The organism is Bacillus infantis (assembly GCF_050107595.1).
Classification (GTDB): domain Bacteria; phylum Bacillota; class Bacilli; order Bacillales; family Cytobacillaceae; genus Bacillus_AB; species Bacillus_AB infantis_C.
Genome location: NZ_JBNILH010000003.1, coordinates 261,812 through 279,615, shown reverse-complemented (window position 1 = coordinate 279,615; position 17,804 = coordinate 261,812). Strand labels below are relative to the sequence as shown.

The 17,804-nt window shown below is 47.3% G+C and carries 22 protein-coding genes; 12 read left to right on the top strand and 10 right to left on the bottom strand.

Going from position 1 to position 17,804, the window contains the following annotated elements:
- Positions 1 to 5 precede the first annotated feature (5 nt).
- From ACQCVH_RS07855 to ACQCVH_RS07845, 3 genes are read left to right on the top strand one after another with little or no spacing between them, the layout of a single operon-like run.
- Positions 6 to 557, top strand: coding sequence for a GNAT family N-acetyltransferase (locus ACQCVH_RS07855; RefSeq protein ID WP_426835175.1), 552 nt, complete (start codon positions 6 to 8; stop codon positions 555 to 557).
- A gap of 43 nt (positions 558 to 600) precedes the next feature.
- A complete protein-coding gene (locus tag ACQCVH_RS07850) occupies positions 601 to 1,308 on the top strand; it encodes a hypothetical protein (protein ID WP_426835174.1) in 708 nt (235 codons plus the stop codon).
- A 14-nt stretch (positions 1,309 to 1,322) separates the two neighbouring features.
- On the top strand, positions 1,323 to 1,790 hold the full coding sequence (locus tag ACQCVH_RS07845) for a 2-thiouracil desulfurase family protein (RefSeq protein ID WP_426835173.1): 468 nt from the start codon (positions 1,323 to 1,325) through the stop codon (positions 1,788 to 1,790).
- A gap of 373 nt (positions 1,791 to 2,163) precedes the next feature.
- On the opposite strand, the gene ACQCVH_RS07840 is transcribed toward ACQCVH_RS07845, so the two are convergent.
- Entirely contained in the window at positions 2,164 to 2,925 is a 762-nt protein-coding gene (locus ACQCVH_RS07840) for an SDR family oxidoreductase (protein WP_426835172.1), read from the bottom strand.
- A 333-nt stretch (positions 2,926 to 3,258) separates the two neighbouring features.
- On the opposite strand from ACQCVH_RS07840, the gene ACQCVH_RS07835 reads away from it, so the two are divergent.
- The 3 genes from ACQCVH_RS07835 to ACQCVH_RS07825 all read left to right on the top strand — a co-directional run bounded on the left by ACQCVH_RS07835 (position 3,259) and on the right by ACQCVH_RS07825 (position 5,305).
- Complete coding sequence (locus tag ACQCVH_RS07835; RefSeq protein WP_426835171.1) at positions 3,259 to 3,720, top strand: DIP1984 family protein; 462 nt, start codon at positions 3,259 to 3,261, stop codon at positions 3,718 to 3,720.
- A 334-nt stretch (positions 3,721 to 4,054) separates the two neighbouring features.
- Positions 4,055 to 4,843 carry a hypothetical protein gene (locus ACQCVH_RS07830; RefSeq protein ID WP_426835170.1) on the top strand — a complete coding sequence of 263 codons (789 nt, stop codon included), beginning with the start codon at positions 4,055 to 4,057 and terminating at the stop codon, positions 4,841 to 4,843.
- Positions 4,844 to 4,846: 3 nt separating this feature from the next.
- Positions 4,847 to 5,305 carry a hypothetical protein gene (locus ACQCVH_RS07825; protein WP_426835169.1) on the top strand — a complete coding sequence of 153 codons (459 nt, stop codon included), beginning with the start codon at positions 4,847 to 4,849 and terminating at the stop codon, positions 5,303 to 5,305.
- Between the two features lie 160 nt (positions 5,306 to 5,465).
- Here ACQCVH_RS07825 and ACQCVH_RS07820 read toward each other — a convergent pair whose 3' ends face one another.
- On the bottom strand, positions 5,466 to 5,897 hold the full coding sequence (locus tag ACQCVH_RS07820; protein ID WP_426835168.1) for a DUF4395 domain-containing protein: 432 nt from the start codon (positions 5,895 to 5,897) through the stop codon (positions 5,466 to 5,468).
- A gap of 330 nt (positions 5,898 to 6,227) precedes the next feature.
- Between ACQCVH_RS07820 and ACQCVH_RS07815 the strand changes: the two genes are divergently transcribed.
- Together ACQCVH_RS07815 and ACQCVH_RS07810 are read left to right on the top strand one after the other, a co-directional pair.
- Positions 6,228 to 7,853, top strand: a complete 1,626-nt coding sequence (locus ACQCVH_RS07815; RefSeq protein WP_426835421.1) for a catalase — start codon at positions 6,228 to 6,230, stop codon at positions 7,851 to 7,853.
- 264 nt (positions 7,854 to 8,117) lie between these two features.
- The gene (locus tag ACQCVH_RS07810) at positions 8,118 to 9,335 is read left to right on the top strand and encodes an MFS transporter (protein WP_426835167.1); all 1,218 of its coding nucleotides are present in this window, start codon (positions 8,118 to 8,120) and stop codon (positions 9,333 to 9,335) included.
- Between the two features lie 38 nt (positions 9,336 to 9,373).
- Here the strand turns inward: ACQCVH_RS07810 and ACQCVH_RS07805 are convergent, their stop codons facing one another.
- The 6 genes from ACQCVH_RS07805 to ACQCVH_RS07780 form a co-directional block, all read right to left on the bottom strand.
- Positions 9,374 to 9,673 carry a spore coat protein gene (locus ACQCVH_RS07805; RefSeq protein ID WP_426835166.1) on the bottom strand — a complete coding sequence of 100 codons (300 nt, stop codon included), beginning with the start codon at positions 9,671 to 9,673 and terminating at the stop codon, positions 9,374 to 9,376.
- 14 nt (positions 9,674 to 9,687) lie between these two features.
- Positions 9,688 to 9,882 carry a hypothetical protein gene (locus ACQCVH_RS07800; protein WP_009794450.1) on the bottom strand — a complete coding sequence of 65 codons (195 nt, stop codon included), beginning with the start codon at positions 9,880 to 9,882 and terminating at the stop codon, positions 9,688 to 9,690.
- Between the two features lie 16 nt (positions 9,883 to 9,898).
- Positions 9,899 to 11,035 carry a zinc-dependent alcohol dehydrogenase gene (locus tag ACQCVH_RS07795; RefSeq protein ID WP_426835165.1) on the bottom strand — a complete coding sequence of 379 codons (1,137 nt, stop codon included), beginning with the start codon at positions 11,033 to 11,035 and terminating at the stop codon, positions 9,899 to 9,901.
- An 18-nt stretch (positions 11,036 to 11,053) separates the two neighbouring features.
- A complete protein-coding gene (locus ACQCVH_RS07790; RefSeq protein WP_426835164.1) occupies positions 11,054 to 11,425 on the bottom strand; it encodes a spore coat protein in 372 nt (123 codons plus the stop codon).
- Positions 11,426 to 11,441: 16 nt separating this feature from the next.
- Positions 11,442 to 11,687 (bottom strand): spore gernimation protein GerQ, encoded by a 246-nt coding sequence (locus ACQCVH_RS07785; RefSeq protein ID WP_129613181.1) that lies wholly within the window; start codon positions 11,685 to 11,687, stop codon positions 11,442 to 11,444.
- Positions 11,688 to 11,828: 141 nt separating this feature from the next.
- Entirely contained in the window at positions 11,829 to 12,365 is a 537-nt protein-coding gene (locus tag ACQCVH_RS07780; protein WP_426835163.1) for an MEDS domain-containing protein, read from the bottom strand.
- 288 nt (positions 12,366 to 12,653) lie between these two features.
- Between ACQCVH_RS07780 and ACQCVH_RS07775 the strand changes: the two genes are divergently transcribed.
- On the top strand, positions 12,654 to 13,169 hold the full coding sequence (locus tag ACQCVH_RS07775; protein ID WP_483964304.1) for a cupin domain-containing protein: 516 nt from the start codon (positions 12,654 to 12,656) through the stop codon (positions 13,167 to 13,169).
- A 348-nt stretch (positions 13,170 to 13,517) separates the two neighbouring features.
- On the opposite strand, the gene ACQCVH_RS07770 is transcribed toward ACQCVH_RS07775, so the two are convergent.
- Complete coding sequence (locus ACQCVH_RS07770) at positions 13,518 to 14,387, bottom strand: SDR family oxidoreductase (RefSeq protein WP_426835161.1); 870 nt, start codon at positions 14,385 to 14,387, stop codon at positions 13,518 to 13,520.
- Positions 14,388 to 14,652: 265 nt separating this feature from the next.
- Between ACQCVH_RS07770 and ACQCVH_RS07765 the strand changes: the two genes are divergently transcribed.
- The 3 genes from ACQCVH_RS07765 to ACQCVH_RS07755 all read left to right on the top strand — a co-directional run bounded on the left by ACQCVH_RS07765 (position 14,653) and on the right by ACQCVH_RS07755 (position 16,227).
- On the top strand, positions 14,653 to 15,132 hold the full coding sequence (locus ACQCVH_RS07765) for a DUF2975 domain-containing protein (RefSeq protein WP_426835160.1): 480 nt from the start codon (positions 14,653 to 14,655) through the stop codon (positions 15,130 to 15,132).
- A gap of 9 nt (positions 15,133 to 15,141) precedes the next feature.
- Positions 15,142 to 15,366, top strand: a complete 225-nt coding sequence (locus tag ACQCVH_RS07760; RefSeq protein ID WP_426835159.1) for a helix-turn-helix domain-containing protein — start codon at positions 15,142 to 15,144, stop codon at positions 15,364 to 15,366.
- Positions 15,367 to 15,459: 93 nt separating this feature from the next.
- Positions 15,460 to 16,227, top strand: a complete 768-nt coding sequence (locus ACQCVH_RS07755; protein ID WP_426835420.1) for a DUF817 domain-containing protein — start codon at positions 15,460 to 15,462, stop codon at positions 16,225 to 16,227.
- 42 nt (positions 16,228 to 16,269) lie between these two features.
- On the opposite strand, the gene hpaB is transcribed toward ACQCVH_RS07755, so the two are convergent.
- Positions 16,270 to 17,715, bottom strand: coding sequence for a 4-hydroxyphenylacetate 3-monooxygenase, oxygenase component (gene hpaB, locus ACQCVH_RS07750; protein ID WP_426835158.1), 1,446 nt, complete (start codon positions 17,713 to 17,715; stop codon positions 16,270 to 16,272).
- Positions 17,716 to 17,804: the final 89 nt, after the last annotated feature.

Genomic DNA, 17,804 nt, shown 5'->3' with positions numbered 1-17,804 from the left:
TTTTGATGATTTATGACCATTCAAACAACGCTATATTCACAGACCGGCTGCTGCTTAGATTGTTCCAGGTATCCGACGCAGAAACAGCGGCAAAGCTCTGTGACAATTACAATCTCTATAAAAGCACCTTATACCTGCCTTATCCATACTCACTACACGATGCTCTCTCCTGGATGGAGCATCACCGTGAAAACTTCAGCAAAGATAAATCCTATGAACTGGCAGTGACCGACAGGGAAACAGGTGAATTGTTCGGCGCGATTGCCTTATCCAATAATCAACGATTCCGTCACGGCGAGCTGGCGTACTGGATAGGGGAGGAGTATTGGGGAAAAGGCTATGCCACCGAGGCGGCACAGGCAATGGTGAGGTTTGCTTTTGAGAAAAAGAATTACCACAAAGTGTTCGCCCGCTACTTCCAATCCAACCCGGCTTCAGGGCGCGTAATGGAGAAGCTCGGCATGAAGGAAGAAGGAGTTCTTGTTGACCATGTGCGGAAGGAAGGCCGGTATGAGAGCCTCGTGTGCTATGGACTTATAAACCCAGCAGATAAATAGGAACCTTTATAGGGGCTGTCCGTAATAGTATTGAGGTGATCAGATGATAGAAATGCTCCTGCTTTTTATTTTAATGCTGCTTGCAGTGCTTGCCCGCTGGCTGGTTTACGGCGCCTTTGAACCGATGCAGTTTGCACTCATTTTTCTGCTTCCTGCGGCAGCTCTTGCCGTTTATATCATCAGCAGGAAGCTGGCGGAGAAAGAGCGGACTTATCAGCCGAAAAATATGAATGGGTGGTCCTATTATAATATCCAGAAGTCGCTTCTCATCAGGAAGCCGCTTTTTAAAGGAGACGAGCTGCGAGGCTATGTGTGCCGCTATTTTCCGCACAAATGGCAGTATGCCTTTGGGGATATTATTGGCTTTAACTGGTATCTATGCCTCAAGATTCAGATTGATCAGGAACTCTATGATGTGCAGTGGCATCGCAAGAAATGGCTGACCAGCCAGGATCATTGGAACATCTTTAAAAATGGGGAAAGGATTGGCGAAGCCCGTACACTCATTAATATGAAAAATGCCGCATCCTTAAAAGAAGCCATCCAATATACGATCAATGATGAAACCTATCTTTCCTCTGCAGCAACGATAGCGTCCAGGATTTCGCTGAAACGGGAAGGAGAACAGTGTGGGACTTTGAAGCGCCATCACCTTTTAAGCAGCGTCAAAGTGATTGATCTCCGTGAAGACAGCAGTCCAGAAGCCATTGTGGCTTTAATCCTTCATTCATACTTTTTTAAAAATAAATAAGGGAGTTGGTAGATTTGTTATTAGTCAGTTCATGCCTGGCGGGACAGGAAGTAAGATATAACGGCACTCATTGCCTGCATGAGAAGATCCGGCAATTGATTGATCAAAAGAAAGCCGTATCCATCTGCCCTGAACTGCTTGGGGGATTCCCGGTGCCCCGGGAGCCTGCAGAAATTACAGGCGGCGATGGAGAGGATGTCCTGGACGGCAGGGCAAGGGTCATAGAAAAATCAGGCAGAGATGTAACAGAGTTATACATAAACGGAGCTTATGCCGCTTTAAAAAAAGCGGAAGAACTGCAGGTAAGTGCAGTCGTGTTAAAAGAATTCAGCCCCTCATGCGGCAGCAGTGTCATTTACAATGGAGAATTCACAGGAGGGAAAGTGGCAGGGGATGGGGTGACATCTGCCCTGCTGAAAAGGAATGGCATAAGAGTAGTTTCAGAAAGAGAGCTGGAAGAGCTGCTTTTCAGCTATAAATAATTCAACCGTAATATCATGGGATATACCTGTTATTGTAAAGCGGAACAAATAGTGTTAACCTTGAACAGACATAGTGTCCTTCCTATGTAAAAAGGGGCGATTACACTATGCTTAGTAAGGCGGAACACTTACTAATCAGCAGAGAACTTGGACGTTTAAGCGTTGAACTTATGCTATGCAGCGATGACCAAGTAAGGAAAAGCATTCAACAGGATATTCTTTTACTCCGCAGGGCGTTAACAATTACTGCTAGAAAATAGCAGTTTTTTTTCTGCGGTTTTTGCATTGGTGAAACCCACTTTGTCATTGGCGCAAGAAAAGTAAAGAGGGCCCGGCACTGAGCCCTCCATTTAGATATTAAACGGGAAAAGACCTATTCGATAGTGTGTTTCGTGGCCTGGTACATCTTCGCAGTATGTGCATCCAGTTCATCCCGGGACATACGCAGACGTTCGACAGAAGAGCCATAGCCGATTTCTTCTTTGCCCTCCGCCAGTCCTTTAAAAATTCCATCTGCGAATTCATTCAAAGGTTCGCCCTGGGTATGGAGCCCGGCTCCGCCTAAGTCAGTGTTCACTGCAGGCGGGGCGACTTCAATGACTTCGACTGATGTTCCGGAAAGCTGGTGGCGCAGGCTCACTGTAAAGGAATGGAACGCTGCTTTCGTAGCGGAATAGATTGGCGCTATGACGAGCGGTGTAAACGCCAGTCCGGAGGTCACATTGATGATGGCCGCTTCCGTTTTCTTTGCCAGGAACGGAGCAAACAGCATGGAGAGGTGGAAGGGTGCCTCAATATTTGTAGTGATTTCATTGTTAAAATAGCTCCAGTCCTTCTTTGCATCTGCTGTGAGCACATTAAAGCGCTGCTGGATCCCGGCATTGTTCACCAGTACATTTACGTCAGGATGATTTTCCTCCACCCAATCAAACAGGGCCGATCGCTCTGATTCCACAGCGAGATCACAAACTCTTGTAACCAATCCGGGGAATTTCTCCTTGGCTTCCTGCAGGACACTTTCCCGCCGGCCGCAGACAATGACAGTATTGCCGGCCTTCATAAAGCGCTCAGTAAAAGCCAGTCCGATTCCTGCGCCGCCGCCTGTGATAAGTATTGTATTTCCTGAAAGTTTCATTCTGGCACCTCTTCTCTTTCAATTGATGATTTCCCTATCCACATAAAACTGGCGATATCCCCACTATGATTGTTGATAATTAAGATATCCACAGCAAGATTTCTGGGATTTGCCCGCAATAGAGCGATATCCACAACAAGATGGTTGAAACACTTCGCTGAATAAAGATATGTCCACAATTACTGTATACCCTATTGGAGAAGGTTCATCCGGCTGTCTGCAAGATCATCATAAGGCTCTGGAAGCAGTACAAGCCAGCAAACTGTTTGACCCGGCAGGAATTTGCCGGAAAGCATCGAAACTATAATAGTATAAACAATGGGAGGGTCATTTATGAAATTAGCAGAAGCCTTGATACTCCGTACGGATTATCAGAAGCGGATCGAGCAATTAAGGCACCGGTTGAGCCAAAATGCAAGAGTCCAGGAGGGGGATCTTCCGAATGAGGAGCCGCCGACGTTAATGAAGGAATTGACAGAGCTCCTGGTAAAATTAAAAAGCCTTATTCAGAACATCAACCGCACCAATCTGCATACAGCATTTGACCAGGCGCAGTCTCTGGCCGACGCACTGACAAGCAGGGATCTCATCGGTCAGGAAAGAAAGATATACAGCGAGCTGCTGGAGCAGGCAACCATCCGGCATGACCGTTATTCCCGTTCGGAAATCAAATATGTGTCAATGATTGATGTGAAAGAAACCCAAAAGTTTGTGGATGAATTATCCCGGAAATACAGGACTCTGGATGTGAAGATCCAGGAATTGAACTGGAAGACAGAATTAATAGAACGCTGATTTTTGCTAGGCAAGTTGGTAGCGGGCGGGAAGGCGAATGCCAAACCCTGCGGCAGGGTAAATGCTGCACTTAGCGGCAAGGGTGTCGGGGTGACCCTGAGGTTCGAGTCCTCTTTCACAGCTCATACCCAGTATTGTAACCGCAGAACCATTTATAATAAACGACTAACAACCGGGCATTGATTCTCGCTTCGCGAGGGCGGATAGGGGAAATAGCAAAATTTCGAAGGGCGCTGATCTGAAAGGATTGATGCCCTTTTTGCGTTGTCATGCGGATAAAAGAAGGAATGGGAGGAAGGATAATACAATCAGGATGCAGTTAAGGTGGAAGGCTATGAATAACTATACCAATGACAATACAGCCCGAAGGTACAGAGCGCATGTGAGCATTTGGGGAACCACACAGATCCATCTGAGGAATCCTTATATCATTGCATGGTGGAGCGCCGCTTTTCCCGGATTTGGCCATCTTCTTTTATCAAAATACCTGCGTGGATTTGTGCTGTTTATATGGGAAGTGGTTGTCAATATTAAATCGAAGCTCAATCTGGCCATGATTTATTCTTTCCAGGGAGATATAGATAAGGCAAAAGAAGTTCTGGATACGAGGTGGCTGCTTATTTATATTCCGGTTTATATATTTGCGATCTGGGACAGCTACCGGACGACCGTCGATTTAAATCAGATTCATGTACTGGCAGAAAGAGAGGAGCATGAGTTCAACTCATTCAGCATGGGAGCTTTGGAGATAAACTATCTGGATAAGCGAAATCCCGTTATGGCGATCATGTGGTCGTTTTTTGTGCCGGGTTTGGGCCAGCTATACATACATCGGATTGTGTCTGCATTTTTCACTATCATCTGGGTGGTCATCTTTTTTTACTACTCCCATGGCCTTGAAGCTTTTTCCTATTTGTTTATGGGGGATATCAAGAAATCCACAGCTGTCATCCATCCGGAGTGGCTGTTATTTTTCCCGTCCTTATACGGCTTTTCTCTATACGATTCTTATATAAATACAGTGGAAAATAATAAATTGTTTAACAAAGAGCAGCGGGCATTTTTCAGGAAGAACTATCAATCATCCTCCTTTCAGATTCTAAAAGGGCAGAAGGTGAAATGACAGATGCAGCTGTTTTCAACATTTGAACATGGAACATCGCTGGAAATGGCGATTGCCACTCTTGAGAAGAAGGGAATCAAGCGCGAAAGAATTTACATCATCCCTCTGGATAATAGGCAAGAGAAGCATCAGCTGTTCGATGGCCTGAACCGTTCAGACGGAACATCTCTCATTGATATTGGAGCAGCGCTTGCAACTGCCTTCTCCGTTGTCGGGGCCAGCATCGGGTTTAAATTGGCCTGGGGGCCCATCTATTGGGGGCTGATTACTGCGGCTGCCGGTTTTTTAATTGGCCTTTCCATCCGACTTTTTACAGAAGCCATTGTGAAAAAGAAAAAAAGGCAGCTGAAAGGAGTGCATTCCGAGGTCATTCTCATCGTAGAATGCGAGGATTCCGAAGGAGAACTGGTTGAGAATACATTGTTCGGCCATTTTGCATTGGGAGTGGCGAAGGTGAAGTGAATAGGGGCGGGAGAGTTCAGTGCGGTTCAGACGGCTTATTCTTTTTGGTCCGGATGATATAAGATTAAAGCCCTCTCCCTAAGGATTGAAAGAGGGCGCTGATTTTTAATAGGCAGGAAAAAGAAAGAGGGAACCTCTGATTTGAGGTTCCCTCTTTCTTTTATTTCTGGCTCATTCTTCGTTTAGCCCGAAGTCTGATCAGCTGGAAGCGGATAAAGCAGCCGATGCAAAAGCCAAGGATGGCAACGAAGGCAGCGAGTGCAACCATAACCGTAAAAATATGCCCAAGGATCGTGAAGCCCAATGCGTAGGACAGCAATCCCCCGGCAAGACACACAACCGCAATGACCTGATTGAACTGCTGCTGGTCCCATTCCTCTGGAATATAAGCGGAAGGTGCTTTCTTCAGGAATGTTCTGGCTGCCCGCATGACGGGGCTGAATCCGAACAGGAGGCCCATCAGCCCGGCAATAAGCGGGATGGCCAGAATCCACTCCTGCCCGGTCAGCCAGCTCGCTGCTACACTGATGACAATGAACCATTGATTGGTCCTGACGAGGGGACGGGGAATCGAACGTACTGTTTCTGCCATATATAAATACTACCTTTCGTATAGGAATTTAAGGTTTTATACTATCATACCCAATTTGCAGTATTTTTGAAAGAGGAAAGTCTTTCTCAATTTATAATTATTTTTTTATAATAGATAGTTTAAAAGGGTAGCCGGGCGGGTAAAAAATTGGTTGTAATAGCTGGTTTTTCCTTTAAGTTCCCCGGTCAAAGTCATCTTTAGACCTACATAGCAAGAAGATTAATTTACAAAATCATCCTTTATCTCTGTATAAAATTTCCTTAATCAGGAAAGATAAAGGTGATTAATTTGAGGAGGTTATGCAGTTTGGATCAGAACAAGGACAAGACTATGCAAAACGGCGACGATGTGAAGCGCGAGAAGCTGACGACCCGCCAAGGCCATCCTGTAAGAGATAACCAGAATATACGGACGATCGGCAACCGCGGTCCTGCTACACTTGAGAATTACCACTTTATTGAAAAAATCTCTCACTTTGACCGTGAGGAGGTCCCTGAGCGCGTCGTCCATGCTCGCGGATCTGGAGCATTCGGCTATTTTGAGACATACGGAAAAGCAGGCGATGAGCCAGTCGAAAAATATACCCGCGCGAAAGTATTTTCCGGTGCAGGGAAGAAGACTCCGCTTATGGTCCGCTTCTCCACAGTGGCAGGAGCGAAGGATTCTCCTGAAACAGCCCGGGATCCGCGCGGATTTGCAGTTAAAATGTACACTGAGGATGGAAACTGGGATCTGGTTGGGAACAACCTTAAGATTTTCTTTATCCGTGATGCGATGAAGTTCCCTGACATGATCCATGCCTTTAAAGCAGATCCTGCTTCCAACGTGCCTAATCCTGAGCGGATGTTTGACTTTGTTTCCCGTACACCTGAAGCGACCCATATGATCACATTCCTGTTCTCTCCATGGGGCATCCCTGCGACTTACCGCCATATGCAGGGCTCTGGCGTTAACACGTACAAATGGGTTAATGACAAAGGTGAAGCGGTGCTTGTTAAGTACCATTGGGAGCCAAAGCAGGGCATCCGAAACCTGACACAGGAAGAAGCGAACATGATCCAGGCGAAGAATGTAGGGCATGCTACACAGGATCTGTATGAGGCGATTGAACGCGGCGACTATCCGGAATGGGAGCTGTATGTGCAGATCATGGAGGATGACTACCACCCTGAGCTGGACTTCGATCCGCTTGATGATACGAAGCTTTGGCCGGAAGATCAATTCCCATGGCTGCCGGTTGGCCGCATGGTCCTTGACCGCAATCCGGTTGACTTCCATGCCGAGATTGAACAGGCTGCATTTGGAACAGGGGTACTGGTCGATGGAATGGACTTCTCTGATGACAAAATGCTTCAGGGACGCACTTTCTCATACTCAGACACACAGCGCTACCGTGTCGGCGCCAACTACCTGAAGGTGCCGGTGAATGCACCGAAAGCGCCTGTCCGCACAAATCAGCAGCGCGGCCAGATGGATGTCCGCGATCCGAAAGAATCCGGGGACAATCCGCATATCAATTATGAGCCATCCATGCTCGGCGGTTTTGAGGAAGTGGGAGAAGCAAGCCCGGTGCCGCACCAGCCGACATATAATGCAGCAGCCATGAGCGCGCCGATCGACCGCCCGAACAACTATGGCCAGGCAGGGCACACCTACCGCAGCCTGGAGGATTGGGAGCGCGACGAATTGATCAAGAACCTGTCCGAAGCACTTGCTGCCTGTAATAAGCGCATCCAGGACGCCATGGTCGAACACTTCACACAGGCCGATGAAGATTACGGCCGCCGGGTGAAGGAAGGCATCGAAAAGAGGACAAAAGAGCTGAAAGAAATGTCAGCAGAAGACAATGTCCCTGGCCGTGAAGCTGGACAATCCAAATACGGTCAAGGCTCATTATCTGCCAATGAGGCAACAAGAGAAGCCGTGGACAAAGGCCACGATGCTGATCCTTATTAATAGATGATAAGCCGAAGAGCTGCCCGGAACATCAGGTTGACTGGTGGGCCGGGCGGCTCTTTTTATTGAATGAAATTTCAGCAGATGGACTTGAAATAGGTGTAAGCATTTTAAAAAATGGAGAGCAATCCGCTGCTGTCCATCTCCCAAAACTCCTCACTATATAAAGGACTACCAGCAGGTGTTGTCGAATTGGTATCAATTAGGAGAATAGCCTTAAAAAGTTCACTTTTTTCTATTCCTCAAACATAAGGACTGATAATCTTGCTTTTCAAAAATAGAAATTTCCTTGTTTTATGGGTCGGGCAGCTGGCGACGATTTTTGGCAATCGGTTCAGTGAGATTGCCGTTCCTCTGATTGTACTGCAGCTGACAGGCTCGCCATGGAAGGCGGCATTGATTGCTGTCTGCTCCAGGGTGGTGCCGCTGGCATTATCCCTGCAGGCGGGCTATTGGGTTGACCGCCATGTGAAGAAAAAGATTGCCATGGGGGCAGATGCCCTCAGTTTCCTGGCGATGTCTGCACTGGTCCTGTGCCTTTATTTTAATGTGCTGAACATCTGGATATTGGCGATCTGTCTGCTCGCACTGGGAGCGGCAGGGCTCTTTTACAGGGTGGCGCTGGGAGCGATGCTGCCGTCGATCGCGGGGAGGGATCAGCTTGTCAGGGCCCATAATTATATTGAAGGGGCTGATGCCGTCAGTACACTGGCAGGACCAGTGATGGCAGGTGCTGCTCTTTCCGCTCTTGGTGCTGCTGCAGTGCTCGGCATTGATGCTGTGACCTATTTGATTTCCTTAGCAGGGCTGGCTTTATTGACCTATAAAGAAGCGCCTGCTTCTGCAAAAGAGGGGGAGGGCTACAAAAATGTTCTGGCATTTAAGGAAATAAAATACCTGTTCATCAATCACTTTCAGCGTTTCATTTCTTTTCAACAGGCTGTTTTAAATTTTGCATCCTCCTGTGTGGTTCTTGCGGTCATTTTTTATACAAGCCAAACGCTCGGCTTTAGCGAATGGCAGACTGGAGCGGTATTATCAGCAGCAGGGGCAGGAAATCTCCTCGGTGTCTTCCTGATGAACAAAATGGTTCACTTCTCATGGAAAAATTTATATGGAGTGCTGATGGCCGCTTCAGGGCTGGGCCTTCTGCTGATCATGCTGTCTGGCAAGTTCGCCGTCATTGCCTTTGGCATGTTTTTATTTGATGGGGCACTGTCGATGGCCTTCGTAGTAAATGGCTCTGCCCGGCAGGCAATTACCCCTGATGGTTTCTTGGCCCGTGTAGCAGGAGGGGGGATTCTCTTGTCCGGACTGGCAGGTGTCAGCGGCACGCTTTTTGCTGGGGGAATAGCTGAATCCTTACATCCGCGGATCGTTATTGCAGGCTGCTCAATCTTGCTTTTCCTGTCTGCTGCCGTTTCTCTCTCGTTCAAGCAGGGTAAAAGCCGGCTGGATAAGCTGGAGCCGATGGAATTATAAAAAAGATGGACATGCTTTAGCAGTCCATCTTTTGACTTTTACAAAGTAGGCAATTTTAAAGCGATCTCCATGTTCTGCAGATTCAGATTCGTCTGTTCTTCTGTATTCCAGGCATAGTACCAGCCTTTTTTCATCATATAAGTTGAGATTTCCTCATGCAGATCCAATGTGGCTTCCAGGTGGCGGGTGAGCATTTCCTTAATTTCCGGCGTTCCTGCGTCGGTTACAGCCATAGCAAGATTTCTCGCACCGCTTTTCGCTGAAATCAGCAGATCCATGGCGACCATCTGGTCTGTCAGTGCGTCCATGCCGGTCAGCTTTTCTATAAATTGAATCATATAGCGTCAACTCCTCATTGCTGTACTTTTGATAAAACAGAACTGAACTCCTGCAGCTGGATGGTAGAGGCATCCACGTCTTTCTGCATGATTTGTTTCAGCTGCGGGTCAGTAACAAGTGCTTTCATCGTTTTCGACTTTGTCAGGCAAAGTGTTTTAAATGCTGCGATTTCCTGGACTTCCAGGATTTCATGTAAAAGATAATCCATGCTGCCAGCTCCTTAGTTAAGGTTTTAGTACCACTTTAATGCAGTTATCCATTTTCGTATCAAAGATTTCGTAGCCATGCTTGGCTTCGCTGAGCGGGAGAACATGGCTCACTACATCTCCCGGATCGATTTTTCCTGTGGCCACCAGTTCATACATATAGGGCATCAGGTGGATCATAGGGGCCTGTCCTGAACGGATATTGACGTTGCGCTGCATGATGTCTCCAAGCGGGAACCCATTGTATCGGCCGCCGTACACGCCTGTGATCTGGATGGTTCCGGCTTTGCGGACTGCCTGGGCGGCAATGACAAGGGCACTCATGGCCCCGCCATGGAGCTTTAGGCCGCTTGCCAAAAACTCCATGTCAGTCATCTTTCCGTCCATGCCGACCGCATCGATGACAACATCTGCTCCGCCATGCGTGATTTCTTTAAGGTGCTCCCCTACATTTTCATACTGTTCGAAGTTGATGATTTCGACCTTGTTCGTCCGTTTGGCATGCTGGAGGCGGTAATCCACATAATCAACGGCAATGACCCGTTTGGCTCCCTTCATCCAGGCGAACTTCTGGGCAAACAGGCCGACTGGTCCACATCCGAGGACGATGACAGTATCCCCGCTTTTTACTCCGGCATTGTCAACGCTCCAGAACCCGGTAGACATAGCGTCTGAGATGACACTTAATTTTTCATCAGGTTCTTCACAGCTTTCGGGCACTTTGAAATGGGTAAAGTTGGCGAAAGGAACCCTCAAATATTCGGCTTGCCCGCCGGGATAGCCGCCGGCATTTCCTGAATAGCCGAAATAGGCGCCAATATCGCCATTATCATTTGAATTATCGCATTGGCTTTCCAGCTGGTTTTTGCAGTAGATGCATTCCCCGCAGGCGATATTAAAGGGAATGATGACACGGTCGCCTTTTTTTACCTTTGTCACTTCCGGGCCCACTTCTTCTACGATGCCCATGGGTTCATGGCCGATGACATAATCCTCCGGCATATTGGGCATGAATCCGTGGATCAAATGCAGATCTGATCCGCAGATGGCTGTGCTTGTCACTTTAATGATCATATCGTCCGGCTTTATAATCCTGGGATCTGGAACCTCTTTGACTTCGACATTTTTGATTCCTTGATAGGTGACTGCCTTCATGTATGCAAACCTCCAATATTAATGGGACTCATCAGGTGTACGGTCAAACATGCCTTTTCTGTTCGTATCATGAGGGAAAAGGTTCATGCTGCCGATCATGATTGTATTTTTGGCTGAGAGCTGGTCCAGCTTGTATTGTTCGCTCAGGTCATGGGGATGGAACCATTTCTTGCTGACCATGAGCTCGGAAATTTCCTGATGCATCTGAATTCCCTGCATAAGCTGTTTTCTAAGCAGCGCCCGGACATCAGGTGTAGCTGCTTCTGTCAAAGCCACGGCCAAATTTCTTACCGCTTCCTTTGTGCGGATGAGAAAATCGAGCGCAAATGTCATATCAGCCATTTCGGGCATATTTAAGGCGTTGATCGGATCTAAATAATCTTGATTCAATTGAGATTGCCTCCTTTCAATTAATAATGGGTGTTGGACGGCTTTCCGGGACAGGAGCACTAAAAGGAACGCGTTCATAGAGGGCCTGAAGCTCGCTAAGGTCTTTTTTGGACTGTTCCAGATCTTTCTGCATAAGGGCCTTTAAGTCTTCATCAAAAACAAGCCCCTGCATCAGCTTGGATTTTGCGACGCAGAGTGTTTTGAAGTTGACGATCTCATGTAAATCCATTGATTCATGGGGAGCCAGATGCTTCATATCCATTGATGTTCATCCTCCTTTTGCATATACGCGGATTATTTTTCCCCAGGGGAGATTATTTACGCTGGCGGTTTTTGTAAATCGCAGGAGGCAAGCGAAAACAAAAAAGCTCCCGGGGTTACCCGGAAGCTATTTGACTTGCCTCTATTTATCACATAGCAGATAGTTATGGCAGGCGAGAAGCCCCGTCTTAAATTCATCGCTTGCCCGCTCTGAGTCATAGGCACAAACCGATAGGATTCTGCTATCGGACACGATTTCATCCGCTTCTTCTTCGGATGCCAGTAATTTGCTGCTTATTTCTTCTTCGTCCCGCCATTCTACATGAGCCCAGCTTCGTACAACGGCATTCTCTTCTGAATAATCGTCCAGTACCTTTGGAAGATAATCGAAGATCGAATTCACCTTGAAATCGCCTTTTGCATAATAAAAGTCATAGTTGTTTATGAAGACGACTTTCTGCAGGGAATGGTCTTCTAATTTTTTGGAAAGTCTATGTTTAATCATTGAAGTCAATCGGTCATTTTCTACAATAACGGAATATTCATTCAGTTTTATTCCGGTGATGATATACTCTTCTACATGCGAGAGGTAAAGCTCCTGATTCTTGAAAAAATAAAGTACATGTCCTTTGGCAAGGCTTTGAAGCTCATTCACTTCGTTTACACGAGTACTTTCCAAATTTGCACCCCATTAAATTTTTGACATATTCAGCCTTTCCGATAAGCGTAACATAGTTTTGAACAAATTGATGCCTCCTAAAGCAAAGGATTTGGATTAAGTGCTATAGAACTAGGGGAAGAAAAGATTTCTCTGATTTTAAAAGGATGTCATTCACCCATTTCCATGCATAAGATATCCCGAATAGAGTGAAGGGACTGAGAAGTTATGTATGGATATCATATGTGTCCTTATCCGGTGGAGCGGCTTGCCGGAGTCAGGAGTCAGCCTTTGTTCGGGCACTATCCGATGGAGGCGGGGGATGGGAGCAGCTTTTATCCCGTACCCCAAAACGACTCTCGGCTGCCGCTAAAGGATTATGGCCCCAACCCGTTTGTCGTCAATATCAATGAAGCGACGAAACAGAATAAAGCTTTCCGTACAGCCTTGTGGACAGGGAAACACCTGCAGCTGACGCTGATGAGCCTGAAGCCCGGCGAGGACATTGGACTCGAGAGGCATAATAACCTCGACCAATTCCTCCGTATAGAAAAAGGCCAGGGTGTCGTCCAGATGGGGAAGAAGAAAAATAATCTGGATTTCAGGAGAAATGTGTACGATGATTCGGCCATATTCATTCCTGCAGGCACATGGCATAATCTTACGAACACCGGGAATACATCGCTGAAGCTGTACTCGATTTATGCGCCTCCAAACCATCCATTTGGCACGATCCATCAAACAAAAGCAGCCGCAGAAGCAGCAGAACAAAGCCAGGGACATCGCTCCATTTACGCGGGGTATCCTTATGGATGGGGATATTAAGCTAAAAAGATAGATGAAAGGGGGGCTGCCGGGGTGTGTGGCAGCTTTCTCTCAATATAATTATGGTTAATTATGGTGTTATTTTTTTTTTTTGATATAAAATACATCGATTCACGCACAAGTGAAACTTTTCACCTTTGAGGAGCTGGGCGTTGCCGAAAACTTGGATGAGGAAGCAGAGAGAAAGATTCTGGAGGACATTCTTCACGCGTGGATTTGGGACAAGCTGAACATCTCTTTCAGCATGGTGTGGAATAAAAATGAATAAAAGTAGAAAAAGACCCGCAGCCCCTGAATCATCAAGAGTGCGGGTCTTATTTTTATGCTGATGTAAGCTTTGCCGCATTCTTAGTACGGAGTACCCCCGTTAATATGCAGCACCTGCCCTGTAACATAAGAAGATTCGTCAGAAGCAAAGTATACATAGCCTGGTGCAAGTTCGCTCGGCTGGCCCGGGCGTCCCATTGGCGTCTTGAATTCTCCCTCGCTGCCAAAGCCATCCACCTCGTCTTTTGAAAAGGATGCAGGTATGAGCGGTGTCCAGATTGGGCCCGGAGCCACGGCATTCACCCGGATTCCCTGTTCGACAAGAGATCCTGAAAGGGAACGTGTAAAGGCAAGGATGGCACCTTTCGTTGAAGAATAGTCAATCAGCTTCGGTGCACCCTGGAAGGCTGTGATGGACGTGGTGTTGACGATAGAGCTGCCAGGCTTCATGTGATCAAGTGCAGCTTTTGTCAGATAGAACATGCTGAAGATATTGGTGCGGAATGTGCGCTCCAGCTGCTCTGCTGTAATATCTTTGATAGATGGCTGGGTATGCTGCTCCCCGGCATTATTGACGAGGATGTCCAGCTTGCCGAATTCTGAGACCACTTTTTCTACGGCTTCCTGGCAAAAAGCTTCTTCGCCGATATCACCGGAGATCAGCAGGCAGCGGCGGCCTTCCTGCTCCACATACTTTTTTGTTTCCCCTGCATCGTCGTGCTCATCGAGATAGGATATGGCTACATCAGCGCCTTCCTTTGCAAAAGCAACAGCCACAGCACGGCCGATTCCGCTGTCTCCGCCTGTAATCAGCGCAATTTTGCCTGACAGCCTCTTACCTTTTCCTGCCAGGTTCTGTGTAAAGTCGGGACGCGGCTCCATTTCATTTTCAAAGCCTGGCTGGCGTTCCTGCATCTGTCCGGGAATCTGTTTTGGCATGTCTTTATCCATTTCTAAGTCATTCCTTTCCTCACATTTTAGTTGCTTTGTGATTTATATCACTTATAAGCCATATAGATTTCTTACCCTTGAGGTAGGTTTTAAAACTGGATTGTATGTTGCTGCACTGCTGAGTCGATCCGCTTTTTGTACAGACTTGTTTTTAAGGGGAGAAAACCTTGCAGCAACAAAAAATAATATAAATCGTTAATTATTTATTGAAAAACAATAAAAAATAACTTAAAATCAATATAACTTAACCTGTGAGGTGTTAAAAATGAAAAGGGAAACACTCTTTTTGAAAATAGCCATCTTCCTTATCGGGGCTCCGATACTGGCACTATGTTTATTCGGACTGCCTTCTCTTGCAATCAATGCAAGCCAAAGCGGTTTGGAATGGCGGAATCTGCTGTATGGCATTTTGGCGATTATGTATATATCGGCCATCCCGTTTTTCGCTGCTTTGTTTCAGGCCTTCAAGCTTTTAAGCCTTATCGATCACAACAACGCATTTTCAGAAATGGCTGTAAAGGCTTTGAAGACCATAAGAAATTGTGCCGCTGCAATTATGCTGCTGTATACAGCAGCCATGCCGCTCTTTTATTTTGCGGCAGAGATTGACGATGCCCCTGGCATCATCCTGATCGGGATGATCATCATTTTTGGTTCCATTGTGATTGCTGTTTTTGCCGCTGTCCTCCAAAAATTATTGAAGAACGCGATCGATATCAAGTCAGAAAATGATCTGACGGTTTGAGGTGAAAACATGGCAATTATCATTCATATCGACGTGATGCTGGCGAAACGGAAAATGAGCGTGACTGAGCTCTCAGAGAGGGTCGGCATCACCATGGCCAATCTTTCTATATTGAAAAATGGAAAAGCAAAAGCAATCCGGCTGACGACTCTGGAAGCCATCTGCAAGGCGCTGGACTGCCAGCCGGGTGATATTCTGGAATACAAAGAGGACGATGAAGAGCCGGAAGAATGAATTAGTTCTGATTCTGTCCAGTTAAGGGGGAGGCTTCATATGAGCATAGCCATACAGAATGGGGTTAAGAAAAGAACAGTAAGAATGCGGTTGATGGGAGGAGCTCAGCAGCTCTGCCGTTTTGGCTGGGAGCAGGCCTTATCCTGCCTGTTTCCTGTTGTTATCTTTGCTTCCCTGGCTTTGACGAAGGTCATCCCGCTTCCGTTCCTGCCGCGGTATGACTGGCTGCTCCTCATCTGTCTCGTGATGCAGTGGGGGATGCTGCGCTCAGGACTTGAAACACGCGATGAATTAAAGGTCATCACATTATTTCACCTGATCGGGCTTGCGCTTGAGCTGTTCAAGGTCCATATGGGCTCCTGGTCTTATCCGGAGGAGGGTTACTTCAAAGTCGGAGGTGTGCCTTTGTACAGCGGGTTTATGTATGCGAGCGTTGCCAGCTATCTATGCCAGGCGTGGAGGAGGCTCAAGGTTGAACTGGTCGACTGGCCGCCGTTTTGGCTGGTTGTCCCGCTTGCTGCCGCCATATACCTGAACTTTTTCACGCACCATTATTGGATAGACATCCGCTGGTGGCTTTCAGGACTGGTGATCATTATCTTTTGGCGCTCCTGGGTCATGTACGAAGTCGGAGGCATCAAATACCGCATGCCGATCGCTTTATCATTCGTACTCATCGGATTTTTTATCTGGATAGCGGAAAACATAGCTACCTTTTTCGGGGCCTGGCAATATCCGAACCAGGAGGAAGCCTGGAGCCTGGTACATCTTGGCAAGGTGAGCTCCTGGCTGTTATTGGTGATCGTCAGCTTCCTGATCGTTGCGACGCTGAAGCTGGTCAAGGGGGAGTCCCGTAAATAAAAAAAGCCGTATCCTTTTTGCATGGATGCGGCTTTATCATTATTAATCTGATTTTCGCTGTTTCAGGAATTCACTGACGTTCCGGACAAAGTCTTCCTTTGGATAAGTATGATATAAAGTGCTGGCAAGCCGGACTGGGTCGCCGGAGAAATATCTCTCATAATGGGTCTGCCTTGTGCCGAAGGGGCTCATCGTCAAATCCCAGGCAAGCCGGAAGAGCTGGACCCGTTCCTTTGCATTCAAAGCTTCCGCTTGAAGATATTGATCAAGGTCCGCGCGGATGCCTGATTCAAAATCCTTTTCAGTCGGAAGTGAAGTCATGCCGCTTGCACCGATCACCTGGATGATCTCGCAAAAGCGGGGATACAGATCAGGGAAAAGATTGCTGGCAATCTGGAGAGGGACGATGCTCGGGCGCATGCAGCCAAACTCATCGGGAGCTGCATCGTTTTCTGACTTCTCGAGCAGTGCTTTCATCGATTCCAGCCCAATGATGATCTCGGCCATCTTGGCTTGTATATGCTGATATTCACTGACATTGATGCACTTTACGATAGATTCGGCAATTCCGAGGATGAATTCTGTTTTAACAATCTGCCTGATTAATGCCTGGTGGTAAGCAAAGGCATGGAAGCTGCTTTTATTTTTGAGTGCCAGGGCGGCCTCGACATTGTCATAGAGGAATACCCTTTCCCAAGGGACCAGGACATCATCAAACACGACGATAGCGTCCATTTCATCATAATGGGAGCTGAGGGGATAATCAAAGGCAGAGCCTTCGCCTGCAAAGGAGCCCCTGCAGATGAATCTCAGCCCATCCGTGCTGGATGGAATGGAAAAAGCAAATGCCTCTTCCGTATCAAACCTGCCGGGCGAGCTGAGGACCAGCAGTTCATCGGTCAATCCTCCCTGTGTCGCCAAAAGGCGTGCTCCCTTGATAACCAGGCCATCATGGTTCCTCTCAATCACTCTCGCTGAGATGGGGGCATCAGAGCCGAGATAAAAGGCAGTGCGGTTAACCTGGGGTGTAATGAGTGTATGGGTGAATGAAAGGTCCTGATTTGTGGCGCGGTCATAAAGGGCGCGGACATTGTCAGGAAAGCAGTTTTCCCTTCCCTCCAGGAGGGAGGCTGAGGCTGCCAGGCTCATGACTGCCGTATTCATATAGTCCGGGCTCCTGCCCATCATGCCATGAGTAATCCTCGCCCAATGTTCAATCATCACTCTTCTTTTCACCAGATCCTCTTTTGTTTGCGGCTTCAGGTATGACAGGCCTGCAAGCTCTCCCGTGCCAGGCATGCGGAATGTCATCTCCTCCTGAGATTGCGGATCGCATTGTCTGTCATAAAGCGAGGCCTTTGCCGCCACAATTCTTTTAAAAGCAGGATGTTCCGAGATCTTCCCCGAGACTCTTTCCCCATCCAGCCAAACAACGTTTTCCATCATATCCAAACGTTCAATAAATTCCTTTCCATTCCGAATCCCCATTGTCCCAATCCCCTTTACATTTTTGGCCAACAGAACGCGCCTTTAAGCTATTATCACTGTATTGTCCGGCTTGGCTGTTCGTTCCAGCG